At 43.1% G+C, this 12,514-nt stretch carries 10 protein-coding genes; 6 read left to right on the forward strand and 4 right to left on the reverse strand.

Going from position 1 to position 12,514, the window contains the following annotated elements:
- Positions 1–245 precede the first annotated feature (245 nt).
- Positions 246–1,172 carry an RNA polymerase sigma factor SigJ gene (sigJ, locus tag Xhom_RS07645; protein ID WP_099139704.1) on the forward strand — a complete coding sequence of 309 codons (927 nt, stop codon included), beginning with the start codon at positions 246–248 and terminating at the stop codon, positions 1,170–1,172.
- A 332-nt stretch (positions 1,173–1,504) separates the two neighbouring features.
- Here sigJ and Xhom_RS07650 read toward each other — a convergent pair whose 3' ends face one another.
- A complete protein-coding gene (locus Xhom_RS07650; protein ID WP_069316653.1) occupies positions 1,505–2,389 on the reverse strand; it encodes an MBL fold metallo-hydrolase in 885 nt (294 codons plus the stop codon).
- Positions 2,390–2,529: 140 nt separating this feature from the next.
- On the opposite strand from Xhom_RS07650, the gene Xhom_RS07655 reads away from it, so the two are divergent.
- Positions 2,530–3,444: a LysR family transcriptional regulator gene (locus Xhom_RS07655; protein ID WP_069316652.1), complete on the forward strand. Its 915-nt coding sequence runs from the start codon at positions 2,530–2,532 to the stop codon at positions 3,442–3,444.
- Here the strand turns inward: Xhom_RS07655 and Xhom_RS07660 are convergent.
- Entirely contained in the window at positions 3,427–4,356 is a 930-nt protein-coding gene (locus Xhom_RS07660; RefSeq protein ID WP_069316651.1) for a LysR family transcriptional regulator, read from the reverse strand. The two genes, Xhom_RS07655 and Xhom_RS07660, sit on opposite strands and share 18 nt — an antisense overlap.
- Positions 4,357–4,583: 227 nt before the next feature.
- Between Xhom_RS07660 and lysA the strand changes: the two genes are divergently transcribed.
- Positions 4,584–5,849, forward strand: a complete 1,266-nt coding sequence (gene lysA / locus Xhom_RS07665; RefSeq protein WP_069316650.1) for a diaminopimelate decarboxylase — start codon at positions 4,584–4,586, stop codon at positions 5,847–5,849.
- Positions 5,850–5,907: 58 nt separating this feature from the next.
- Here lysA and fadE read toward each other — a convergent pair whose 3' ends face one another.
- Positions 5,908–8,355 (reverse strand): acyl-CoA dehydrogenase FadE, encoded by a 2,448-nt coding sequence (fadE, locus tag Xhom_RS07670; protein ID WP_069316649.1) that lies wholly within the window; start codon positions 8,353–8,355, stop codon positions 5,908–5,910.
- A 252-nt stretch (positions 8,356–8,607) separates the two neighbouring features.
- On the opposite strand from fadE, the gene lpcA reads away from it, so the two are divergent.
- A complete protein-coding gene (gene lpcA / locus Xhom_RS07675) occupies positions 8,608–9,189 on the forward strand; it encodes a D-sedoheptulose 7-phosphate isomerase (protein WP_069316648.1) in 582 nt (193 codons plus the stop codon).
- 36 nt (positions 9,190–9,225) lie between these two features.
- Positions 9,226–9,993 (forward strand): class II glutamine amidotransferase, encoded by a 768-nt coding sequence (locus Xhom_RS07680; RefSeq protein ID WP_069316647.1) that lies wholly within the window; start codon positions 9,226–9,228, stop codon positions 9,991–9,993.
- On the opposite strand, the gene Xhom_RS07685 is transcribed toward Xhom_RS07680, so the two are convergent.
- Complete coding sequence (locus tag Xhom_RS07685; protein ID WP_069316646.1) at positions 9,957–10,739, reverse strand: L,D-transpeptidase family protein; 783 nt, start codon at positions 10,737–10,739, stop codon at positions 9,957–9,959. The two genes, Xhom_RS07680 and Xhom_RS07685, sit on opposite strands and share 37 nt — an antisense overlap.
- Before the next feature lie 429 nt (positions 10,740–11,168).
- On the opposite strand from Xhom_RS07685, the gene Xhom_RS07690 reads away from it, so the two are divergent.
- Entirely contained in the window at positions 11,169–12,512 is a 1,344-nt protein-coding gene (locus tag Xhom_RS07690; protein WP_069316645.1) for a Na(+)-translocating NADH-quinone reductase subunit A, read from the forward strand.
- The last annotated feature ends 2 nt before the right edge of the window (positions 12,513–12,514 follow it).

A 12,514-nucleotide genomic window follows, 5' to 3' on the forward strand; every position in this document is an offset into this window, starting at 1 on the left:
CTTGTTCCAAACTCAGCTGAGTTTAATGTCATAGACGATTGGCCTATGCAATATGTCAGGATATTGTGAGGAAAATTTTTCGTTTTTGAACCTGATACCTGACATTTTTGCCTTGTCTCTCGTCATTAGAGTTTAGTTTCGCTTCTAAGAGAAACATGCGTTTGTTTAACACTCTAATGTTAGGAGAGAGGTAGAAAGAGCACTGAATCTAGTCTATTTCCCCGAAACCGAGTTGAGGAAAAAGAATGAGAAAGAAAAAGCAGATGAGAAATGGGCCTGATGATGATTCTACTCATGTAGATTCCGCGCGTTCTAAGCTTGAATCGTTGGCGTACAGGTTTTTAGGGATCATGCCTGATGCCGAGGATGCTGTGCAAGAAACCTATTTGCGATGGTACAAACTCCCTCAAACTGAACGTGAACAGATTGTATCTCCTATAGCTTGGCAACGAACGGCACTGACACGAATTTGTTTCGATAAACTTAAATCAGCTAAATCAAAACGTGAAATCTATATCGGCGAGTGGCTGCCTGAACCTATCTCGCAAAACGAAAATTGGATATCTGCGACTGAATCACCTGAATTTACTGATCCAGCTGATCATCTTATCCTTGCTCATTCGGTCTCTATGGCACTGATGATAGTTCTCGATAAGATGACTCCCGCTGAACGAGTCAGCTTTATTCTCCATGACGTTTTTCAATATTCGTTCGAGGAAATCAGTGAAATTGTAGGAAGGACGCCGCAAGCGTGCCGTCAATTAGCCTCATCCGGGCGAAAGCGGATTGATCGAGAAGAACACTTTATGTCCTCTTCAGAAGAACATGCACGTGTGAATACTGACTTCCGGGATGCATGGATTACTGGCAACATCAAGGAGCTGGTTGCTGTCTTGGATGAACGAGCATGTGCAATTACCGATGGCGGTGGTTTTGTGAATGCAGCAACTGAGCCGTTATTGGGCAAAGATGCAATTATCAACTTTTTTCTTGCTGTTTTCGAACGTCAAAGCGATCTTTGCATTGAGGCGGCACTCGTTAATGGTGAACCAGGACTTGTCGGTAAAGTGGCTGACCGTACTGTTGCAGTGATCTCCACTTCTGTTAGGGAAGGGCATATCAGCGATATTTGGGTCATGCGCAATCCAGAAAAACTAACTGTCTGGCATTAACAAATCGGCTTACATGAGGTCATTTTTCATACTTAAAATAAATTATTATTCAAGAAAGACAGTAATTATTGATGTTGGAATAAGGGAAGCCACTTTTACTAAAAAATCTTGATGCAAGGGCTAAAGGAGTTTGGCCCTTTAATATTTTGATAGCTATGTGAGTAGGATAACTTGGAATAAAGTTTAGATTAAAAATACAATGAAATTACAATCTGATTGGGTATTTTTTATTATTGTAGTGAAATAGACTCCATGAGATTCAAAATCTTTTGAATATAATAATATTCAGAAAATGGACGCTGCCATCTACAACGTCCGTTATAAGCTTTAACTTATTGAGGCCACTTCATTTCGCCTTTTAGTACTTTAGCACTCAACTCAAGGCTGGATTCATCAGCAAGATCTGGATAGTGTTTTTTCATAGCTGAAATTAACTCATCGGAATCTTTTGCTTTCGGTAACTCTTTTTCTAGTGTGGTCAGATAATTTTGTGTGAAAGTAACTGAATCCAATGTCATTGATGAATTACCCAGATAATGGCCTGGTACAACAGTCGCAGGTTTCAAGTTTTTAATGCGATCCAGAGTTTGTCCCCAGTGTTGGCGCGATTCTTTGGTTTGGGTATCTGCAATCCACACATGAATATTGTCAGAAACCGCGACACCACCAACAACGGCTTTCAGTTTAGGAACCCAGACAAAAGTGCGATCTGCGGCTGGGCCATTCAATCCTTCAACAATCAGTTTTTCACCATCAACAGTGAAGGAGTTTCCTTTCAATGGTTCAGGTACGATAATCTTTTTGGGAGCTTGATCGGCAAGCATTCCACCCCAATAGGCCAGTTTGCCATCTTTGGTTTCATTGATTGCTTTGATGGTTTCCGGTGATGCGATAACTTTGGCTTCTGGGAAAGCTTCGGTGATCGCATCCAGGCCAAAGTAAAAATCAGGATCGGAATGGCTGATGTAGATCGTTGTCAGTTTTTTTCCTGTCTGTTGGATCATTTTTATCAGTTCTTGTGCATCGCTTTTCTTAAACTGAGCGTCGATCAATACAACTTCATGCTCGCCACTAATGATTTCAGAAGAAACAGGGAATATGCCTTTTTCACCCGGATTGTAGATATCCAGCTTGAGGTCGGCTGCTTGTGCCAGTGATGCCATTCCTAAAGAAAGAGTTGCCGCCAGAGCGATATTTAATGTTTTTTTGCGGGCCATTATCGAATTCCTATATCAATATGCTTATTTGCTTGAATTGAACATATAATAAGTTGCATATTTCGATTTAAAAACCGCATTATTAGCAACTATTTGTTGCATGTATCGAGCTAATTAGCGCAGAGAGTAGGTCAGCCGAAATGGATAGAGTCACAGCAGCACAGGTGTTTGTTACGATTATTGAGCAGGGAAGTTTGATCGCAGCGGCAGAACGTTTAGATATGTCGAGGGCGATGGTATCGCGCTATTTGGCCGAGATGGAAAGGTGGGCGGGGGTTCGATTATTGCATCGTACAACACGTAAGATTAGCTTGACCTCAGCAGGGGAAAGCGCGTATCAACGTAGTCTTAAGTTGATGGAGTTAGCGGAAGAAATGCCTGTACAACAATCGTTGGAGGCGCAATCCTTAAGGGGATTGCTACGTGTAAGTTGTTCCCAATCATTGGGTATTAGTGCACTTTCAGTTGCTATTCCCGAATTTATGCGTATGTATCCACAGATTGCTGTCAATCTGCAAATGAATAATAAAGCCATCAATTTGATTGAGGAGCGGATTGATTTAGCGATTCGTATTACCAATAATCTGGAACCGAACCTGATTGCCCGGCCATTATCAACTTGTCATTCTGTTGTATGTGCTGCTCCTGCTTATTTAACCGGAAAATCTATCCCTCAAGATCCTGCGGAGTTGGCTTCACATAATTGTTTAACGTATAACTTTTTTGGCAAAAGTTTATGGTTGTTTGAAAAACAGCATGAGCAATATTCAGTGCCGGTCAGTGGGACGCTAAGTGCCAATGAATCTACAGTGCTAATGGAAGCAGCTTTACAAGGAGCCGGAATAGCAATGCAGCCTTATTACTCTGTGTCTTCCTATTTAGTCTCTGGGCAGTTAGTTGAGTTATTGCCCGATTATCAACCTAAGACAATGGGGATTTATGGTATTTATGCTAGCCGACAAAATATGCCTACGACGCTACGAGCGTTGTTGGATTTTTTGGTGGATTGGTTTGCTACATCCCCTCACTGGCAGAAGTTAATGTCGAAAAGCTGAGGCTAATTTCGAGGGAAACAGGGTCACTTGTTGTTTTAGGTGAGTAATGAAGACCTTAACCGGATCTGACGATGGTCGATGGATAGGTTTGATTAAACTAACAGTAAAGGGGATATTGATACTGAATGGTCTAATACAGACCCTTGAGTTTTTATCCAAATAATCCAGTGCCGTGAGTGGATTTACAATTGAAATACCAATACCTTCACTCACCATCGCACAAATAGAGGCTGCACTGTGAGTTTCTATCACCATGTTTCGGGTGATTTGATGTTCAGTAAATATCATATCAATGAGTTGCCTGTAACTGTCTGTTATTGAAAGGCTGATAAATCTTTGTCCATGAAAATCAGCTGGCGTCAGTTGTGGTTTTTGGCATAGAGGGTGATTGGTGGGTAAAACACAGACTTCATTTAATGTCATCAACGTTTCTCGTTCAGTGCCGGCGGGGGTCTTCAAGTGTTCAGTCAGGCCAATATCGTGGTGCTGTGCTGAGAGCCATTCTTCTAATAGAGGCGATTCCTGCGGAATGATAGAAAGCTTTGCCTCAGGATAGCATTGAGTGAAACTGTAACAAGCTTTTGGTAGTAAAGATTGTGAGAACATGGGCAGGCAGGCGATGGATAATTGTGCATGTTCAAATTGGCGGATATTGTCAGCCGCGTCAATTATTCTTTCCAATCCATAATAAGAGCGCTTTACTTCTTCAAATAACCGCAATCCTTGTGCTGTAGGAAACAAGCGCCCTTTAATTCGATCAAACAACTTAAATTTCAGCAATTGTTCAAGGCGTGCAAGTTCACGGCTGACCGTGGGTTGAGACGTTTTCAATAACATCGCTGCATCAGTCAGGTTTTTTGTGGTCATTACTGCATGAAAAATTTCAATATGTCGCCATGAATAGGGATGCATTTGTTCGTCTCTTTATAATATGTTTTTTATACGGATTTTTTTCACGATAGCTTTCACATTAGCTTTCACGATAGATAAACGCGATATCGTCAGGTTATTCAAATAATATGGTTAATAAAAGCACAAAACGATATCGTAAATGAATAAACTATAGCTAAATAGATATTTTTCTTCCTGCCTTATTGTTATCAATAATGAAGTATCTGCTGATTCTGTGAGGCTATTCAATGGCAACTTCAACTTTTACTGGCGATTTAGGGGCAAATTTTATCCTCGAAAATCTATTTCGTTTACCGACTCAGTATGGAACTCCGTTATGGATCTATGACGGTGATAACATCATCAAACAAATCAAAAAATTAAAACAATTTGATGTCATTCGGTTTGCCCAAAAAGCGTGTTCCAATACCCATATTCTGCGTTTGATGAAAGAACAGGGTGTGAAAGTAGATGCTGTGTCGTTGGGGGAGGTTGAGCGAGCACTTTATGCGGGTTTTAAATCTGGGCGTGATAAGTCAGAAATCGTATTTACTGCTGATGTGATTGATGAAGCAACACTGAGTCGAGTTATTGAATTGGATATTCCAGTCAATGCTGGCTCTATTGATATGCTGGAACAGATTGGTAAACGTCAGTTTGGTCATCCTGTCTGGTTGCGTATTAATCCCGGATTTGGGCACGGACATAGCCAAAAAACCAATACCGGTGGTGAAAATAGTAAACACGGGATTTGGTTTCAGGATCTTCCCTTGGCTATTGAGAAAATCCATCAACACGGACTGAAATTGGTGGGGCTGCATATGCACATTGGTTCAGGTGTGGATTATCAGCATTTAGCCAATGTATGTGATGCGATGGTAGAGCAAGTTGTATTGTGCGAAGTGGATATTCAGGCTATTTCAGCAGGCGGCGGGTTATCAGTCCCCTATAAAATGGGTGAGGAAGCCGTGGATACAGAGCATTATTACAACTTATGGCATCAGGCACGTCAGCGAATTGAGCAACATTTGGGGCACCATGTTGCATTGGAAATTGAGCCGGGTCGCTTTCTGGTTGCGGAGTCAGGTATTTTGATGGCGGAAGTGAGAGCCGTTAAGACAATGGGAAGCCGCCGTTATGTGCTGGTAGATGCTGGTTTTAATGATTTGATGCGTCCAGCGATGTATGGTAGTTATCACCATATTTCAGTATTGCCTGTGAATGAAAATATTAATGATGTGAATTTGCAAGAAACAATAGTCGCAGGGCCATTATGTGAATCGGGTGATGTGTTTACCCAGTTGGAAGGAGGGGAAGTTATCCCGCGAATGTTGCCTCCGGTTTGTGTCGGAGATTATCTGATTTTCCACGATACGGGGGCTTATGGTGCATCCATGTCTTCAAATTATAATAGCCGCCCTTTGATCCCCGAAATTTTGTTTACTGAGGGTGAGGCTCGTTTGATCCGGCGTCGCCAGACAATAGAAGAGTTGTTATCTCTGGAATCTATTTAAAAAAATACGGGGAATTTTATTCCCCGTATTTTGGCCTCTTCATATCGTTAGATCAGCATCAGGCAGCTTTAGTTTGACGCTGATTTTCAGACTTTTTTACTGACTTGGGTACAGAAAGTGCATCCGGCTCAAATTCATCGACATTGATGGAACGCAGTCTGCTGCTTTCCGCACGTTTCAGAATGTCAGCTTCTTCCTGAGTAATCTTGTTCTCGGTCAAGGCTTTTTCAGCTAATTTATCCAGACGAGTAAAGCTCAGGTGTTTGCCTGCTTCGCGGCTCAAGCGTGCATGGATTGGCTCTGCCGCGATGATATCGTGCAGGGCTTCTTCCAATAACCCGTGAGGGTTGTATTCACTAGGTGTCAGATACTGTCCACGTCCGATCCGGCTGCGGGTCGCTGAAGGTGTCTGTAGTATCTGAGCCAGTTTGTGATCCAACTTATCGGATGGGGCTGTATGTGAACGACCCAATGGGAAGACGATGACTCGCATTAAGCCCGAAACCAGACGGTTAGGGAAATTACGCAGTAAATCGTTCATAGCCTGTTCTGCCTGATTTAGGCTATCTTCCACTGCCCATTGAACCAATGGCAAATCTTCTTTCTGACGACCTTCATCTTCATAGCGTTTCAATGCTGCGGAAGCCAAGAAGATTTGACTCAGAATATCCCCCAGACGAGCTGAAATGCGTTCACGGCGTTTCAGGCTACCACCCAATACTCCCATTGAAACATCAGAGAGCAGAGCAAGGTTGGCACTTAATCGGTTGATCTGCTGATAGTAGCGGCGAGTTGCATCGTTCACTGGTGAGCTACTGGTTCTGCCTTTGGTGATACCAAGCCACAGGCTGCGCAGGGTGTTGCTGGCAACGTGGCCCAAGTGACCAAACAGCGCTTTATCAAAGGCTTTTACATCGTTGCTTTCTGCAGCTGCTATTTCAGCCAATACATAAGGGTGGCAGCGGATTGCACCTTGACCGAAGATGATCATGCTACGGGTTAGAATATTCGCACCTTCCACGGTAATGGCGATTGGGGCACCCTGATAGCCACGGGCAAGGAAGTTAGATGGCCCAAGACAGATACCTTTACCGCCAGCGATGTCCATTGCATCAATGATGGAACGTTGGCCTCTATGTGTACAGTGGTACTTCACGATGGCGGACAGGACAGCGGGTTTTTCGCCTTGCATGATGCCGCTGGTAATTATGGTCGCAGCCGCATCCATCAGATAAGAGTTCCCTGCGATACGTGCCAGTGGCTCTTCGATGCCTTCCATTTTTCCAATAGGCAGTTTGAATTGGCGGCGAATATAAGAATAAGCACCAATCGCCATCGCTGCACTTTTTAATCCCCCGGTCGCATTGGATGGCAGGGTAATGCCACGGCCGACAGACAGACATTCAACTAGCATACGCCAGCCTTGGCCTGCCATTTTCGGTCCACCGATGATGTAATCAATAGGAACGAAAATATCTTCTCCACGAGTTGGCCCATTCTGGAATGGGATATTCAGTGGGAAATGACGATGGCCAATTTCAACTCCCGGGGTATTGGTTGGAATCAGGGCACAGGTAATACCCAATGATTCTTTATCACCCAGCAGATGATCAGGATCGTACAATTTGAATGCTAATCCCAGAACGGTGGCAATAGGAGCAAGAGTAATGTAACGCTTATTCCAGTTCAGGCGCATACCGAGAACTTGTTTGCCTTGCCATTCGCCCATACAGACAACGCCAGTATCAGGGATAGCGCCAGCATCAGAACCCGCTTCTGGGCTAGTCAAAGCAAAGCAAGGAATTTCTTCACCACGGGCAAGGCCGGGAAGATAATGTTTTTTCTGTTCATCAGTACCATAGTGTTGCAATAATTCGCCCGGTCCCAAGGAGTTAGGTACACCGACAGTAATCGCCAGAATACCTGACACACCTGCTAGTTTTTGCAGTACCTGAGATTGCGCATAAGCGGAAAATTCCAGTCCACCGTATTCTTTCTTGATAATCATGGCAAAGAAGCGATGTTCTTTCAGGTAAGCCCAAAGTTCTGGCGGTAAGTCGGCCAATTCATGGCTGATTTGGAAATCATTTGCCATGCGGCAGGCTTCTTCTACTGGGCCATCAATAAATGCTTGTTCTTCAGCGGATAACTGTGGTTTTGGGTAGTTGTGCAATTTTTGCCAGTCAGGTTTACCACGGAACAAATCGCCTTCCCACCAAGTGGTTCCTGCATCAATGGCTTCTTTTTCTGTTGTGGACATGCTTGGCATGACCTTACGGAACGCTTTTAAGCCGGGAGCAGAGAATAAAGAAATACGGGTTGGTGTAAAGACAAGGGGGAATAGGACAATAGCAAGTGGTAACAGCAACCAGTAGCTCCATAGGCCAATGATGCCCATGACTAATGTATAGGCAACAAGCAGTAAGCTACTGATAGTCAGGCTGACTTTGCGGTAACAAAGCCCGCCAATCAAGACTAAAAACAAAATAATGCTGAGAGCGGTCATAGTAAAACTCCTGTTAATCTCAGGTGAGTTGTCAGAGGTCTGACCTGTTGTAGTGTTCTTCATTTTTAGATGAGGAAAATGTATTTATCAATATATTTACATCCTAATTACAATCTAGCTCACAAACTCGTCGTAGTTTTTCATTCGATAATTTCATTCAGAGACACTGATATCTTCTTTCAAGGGGGGGAATCCGTTACACTGAACAGCAGATATTGTTAATCCCGAAGACCTTTCAGGAGTATGAGTCCCATGTATCAAAATTTGATCCGCAATGAATTATCCGAAGCTGCAGATACGCTGGCTAAATTTCTCAATGATGATGCAAATATTGAGGCCATTCAAAAATCCGCTGTTTTGCTGGCGGATTCATTCAAGTCAGGAGGCAAAGTGCTTTCCTGTGGCAATGGTGGTTCGCATTGTGATGCTATGCACTTTGCAGAAGAATTGACCGGACGCTATCGTGAAAATCGTCCGGGGTATCCGGGCATTGCGATTTCCGATCCCAGCCATCTATCCTGCGTGAGCAATGATTTTGGGTACGATTATGTATTTTCCCGTTACGTTGATGCTGTTGGTCAGAAAGGCGATGTGCTATTGGGTATTTCGACTTCGGGTAATTCTGGCAACATCATCAAGGCGATTGAAGCTGCTCGTGCTAAAGGGATGAAAGTCATTACGCTAACTGGCAAAGATGGTGGCAAAATGGCGGGAACAGCAGATGTTGAAATTCGAGTACCACACTTTGGTTATGCGGATCGCATTCAGGAAATTCACATCAAAGTCATTCATATCTTGATTCAATTGATTGAAAAAGAAATGGTAAAAGCCTGATTGTAGTTTGTTAGGAGTAGGTATTAGAGGTAGGCAATGTGTGAACTACTTGGCATGAGTGCCAATGTGCCAACAGATATTGTTTTTAGTCTGAATGGCTTATTTCAGCGTGGGGGACATACTGGCCCCCACAAGGATGGTTGGGGAATTACTTTTTATGAAGGATTGGGATACAGAACGTTTAAAGATCACCAATCCAGTTGTCACTCACCTGTGGCTCAATTTCTACAAGGCCTTCCGATCAAATCAGAAGTGATCATTGCCCATATTCGTCAGGCAAACCGAGGTAATGTTTCTCTGGTAAATACCCATCCATTTACCCGCGAGTTATGGGGAAAATATTGGACTTATGCTCATAATGGACAGTTGAAAGGGTATAGTAACCTGAAAACCGGTTATTACCGTCCGGTGGGGGAAACTGACAGTGAATGGGCATTTTGCTGGATACTACATCAATTATCCCTAAAGTATCCTAAACGTCCTTCCAATTGGTCTGCAGTGTTCAAATTCATTGCATCTCTGGCTGATGAGTTGAGAAAAATGGGTGTTTTCAATATGCTGTTGTCAGATGGGAAATTTGTAATGGCCTATTGTTCGACTCAATTGAATTGGATCACTCGTCGGGCACCTTTCGGCAGAGCTAAATTACTTGATCAAGATATTGAAATCGATTTTCAGCAACACACCCACCCAGGTGATGTAGTGTCAGTAATTGCCACACAGCCTTTAACCGGTAATGAAACTTGGCATCGCATTGAACCGGGCAATTATGTGTTATTTGATCTTGGTGAGAAAATAGTTTGATTTAGTGCTCGGATAGTATGCCAAAAGGATGAAGGGTTTTCAGATTTTGTATTAATTACATATTGCCCGCCTATTACGCTGACAGTCGCAGGAATACCATGCTCGGTGAAATACTCATAGGCGGGCTGTAATTGTTTCCAAAACAGATAATTATCGTTATTTTTATGCCGCTTCATATTTTGTGGTGTCATCCTAAAGGGATAAATATTGATCTTGATTTCATGCTGCCCATGATAAAGCGCACTTTCAGCGTATCGGTATATTTCATCCATATAGTGATTGGTCATGGCATAACAGCCAATGGATTTACATTCACCATGAATCATTAAATTCTTGCCAGAATAACCGTTGGATTTATCAAATTCATTGGGAAAGCCGAGATTAATGGCTCGATAATAGTGGCTATTAGGTTTTAACTGATTGAGTTTAACGTGATAAAACCCTTCGGGGCTTTTGAAATCACCCGCCAATGTTTTGGGGCCAAGTCCACCAGAGTAATTACAGATAGGGTAACTTTGGGTTAATTGATAACGACCCGCGTTATCTTTTGTATAAAGTTCGAGAAGTTTTTCTTCTTTGAATATTTGAATGAAAATCTCGGTGCCAACTTGCTGCAATGGTGAAGTCTTGATTGGTGATTTAAGCCATGATAAAGCGTCTTTTGTCATGAAAGGTTGTGCTATGACGGAAAGCGGCACATGGAATAGCAGTAGGCTGAATGAAAGATAAAAAACTATTTTTTTCATAACATAACCGCGTTAAAGGATAAATATTGGTGAAAGATAGGATCTTGGTTTGCAATGTCTTGATGAAATATTGCGTATAAAGATAGCAGTGATGTCAGACCTCTGAGAAGTGATTTTGGTTAAAAATTACTCTGTTGTAGAGAAAGATGAGGATTAAGTTCGTCTTTCCCGAATAGTGAACGGTTCAGCAGAGAAATTATTTTTATTTGCTTGAGCTAAGTCACTTGATTAATCAGACAGTCTGTAGGGGAGATGTTAGAATTACCGCCGGCGAAACTTAAGAGAAAATTGTAACGATTATCGGAGTGAATAACTTGAGACATATGTCGCTCAAGGTGTTTTTTATTACTGAAGTCGCTATATTACCCAAGGGAATACCACAGGGTAATCTGTAGCATATGATTTAACTGATAAACTTGTGCAAATCTTATGATTAAAATTAAAAAAGGACTCAACCTCCCGATAGCAGGAGCGCCTGCCCAAGTTATAGAAGATGGTCCGACGATTCGCCATGTCGCTTTACTGGGCGAAGAATATGTTGGAATGCGTCCTTCTATGCTGGTTAAGGAAAGTGAGCATGTTAAAAAAGGGCAAATTCTTTTTGAAGATAAGAAGAATCCAGGGGTTGTTTTCACTAGTCCCGCAAGCGGGAAAGTTGTAACAATAGGGCGTGGTGAGCGCCGTGTTCTGCAATCTGTTGTGATTGAAATAAGTGGTGACGAGCAAGTGATGTTTGATCGCTATGATCGTACAGAACTTGCCGAGCTGACCCGTGAACAGGTAGAAAAAAATCTGCTCGCATCAGGGTTATGGACGTCATTGCGTACACGCCCTTTCAGTCGTTCTCCTGTCCCGGGTTCCACACCAAAGGCAATCTTTGTTACAGCAATGGATACCCAGCCACTGGCTGCAGATCCATTAGTTGTTATTGCGACACAAGAAGAGGCTTTTGTTGATGGCCTGAATATTCTGTCAAAACTGACAGACGGGAAAATTCACGTCTGCCATGGCGCTGGAAAGATTCCAATGGCAGGCAGTAACTCGCAAATTACTTACAATCAGTTTGTTGGTCCACACCCGGCTGGTCTGGTTGGCACCCACATCCATTTTATTGAGCCTGTCAGTGCCAAAAAAATCGCATGGCATTTAGGGTACCAAGATGTGATTGCTATCGGTAAATTATTCACTACTGGTGAACTTTATACTGATCGTGTTGTGTCTTTAGCGGGGCCGCAGGTTAAATCTCCACGTTTGGTTCGCACCCAAGTGGGCGCTGATTTGCTGGAATTGACACAAAATCAGCTAAAAGAGGGTGAAAACCGCATTGTTTCTGGTTCTGTGCTGTGTGGTACAAAATCAGATGGCGTTCGCCATTATCTTGGCCGTTTCCATATGTTGGTTTCAGTTCTTGCTGAAGGCCGTGAAAAAGAGCTGTTCGGTTGGATTGCGCCAGGGACAAATAAATTTTCCATTACCCGCACCACGATTGGTCACTTCCTGAAAAAGAAACGTTTTGCCTTCTCAACTACGACGAATGGCGGAGAGCGCTCTATGGTGCCAATTGGCAACTACGAGCGTGTGATGCCATTGGATATTATGGCAACGCACCTGCTGCGTGATTTGCTTGCAGGCGATACTGACAGTTCTCAGGCACTCGGTTGTCTGGAGCTGGATGAGGAAGATTTGGCACTGTGTACCTATGTTTGCCCCGGCAAATATGAGTACGGTCCGGTACTGCGTGACGTGCTGACTAAGATTGAGCTGGAAGGGTAATT

The organism is Xenorhabdus hominickii, assembly GCF_002632725.1.
GTDB lineage: Bacteria > Pseudomonadota > Gammaproteobacteria > Enterobacterales > Enterobacteriaceae > Xenorhabdus > Xenorhabdus hominickii.

What these genes read in the sequence shown, in the direction of transcription:
- Xhom_RS07690 (WP_069316645.1), top strand. Translation starts at nt 11,169, where the DNA reads ATGATTAAAATTAAAAAAGGACTCAACCTCCCGATAGCAGGAGCGCCT.
- lysA (WP_069316650.1), top strand. Translation starts at nt 4,584, where the DNA reads ATGGCAACTTCAACTTTTACTGGCGATTTAGGGGCAAATTTTATCCTC.
- fadE (WP_069316649.1), bottom strand. Translation starts at nt 8,355, where the DNA reads ATGACCGCTCTCAGCATTATTTTGTTTTTAGTCTTGATTGGCGGGCTT.
- Xhom_RS07685 (WP_069316646.1), bottom strand. Translation starts at nt 10,739, where the DNA reads ATGAAAAAAATAGTTTTTTATCTTTCATTCAGCCTACTGCTATTCCAT.
- Xhom_RS07655 (WP_069316652.1), top strand. Translation starts at nt 2,530, where the DNA reads ATGGATAGAGTCACAGCAGCACAGGTGTTTGTTACGATTATTGAGCAG.
- Xhom_RS07660 (WP_069316651.1), bottom strand. Translation starts at nt 4,356, where the DNA reads ATGCATCCCTATTCATGGCGACATATTGAAATTTTTCATGCAGTAATG.
- lpcA (WP_069316648.1), top strand. Translation starts at nt 8,608, where the DNA reads ATGTATCAAAATTTGATCCGCAATGAATTATCCGAAGCTGCAGATACG.
- Xhom_RS07680 (WP_069316647.1), top strand. Translation starts at nt 9,226, where the DNA reads ATGTGTGAACTACTTGGCATGAGTGCCAATGTGCCAACAGATATTGTT.
- sigJ (WP_099139704.1), top strand. Translation starts at nt 246, where the DNA reads ATGAGAAAGAAAAAGCAGATGAGAAATGGGCCTGATGATGATTCTACT.
- Xhom_RS07650 (WP_069316653.1), bottom strand. Translation starts at nt 2,389, where the DNA reads ATGGCCCGCAAAAAAACATTAAATATCGCTCTGGCGGCAACTCTTTCT.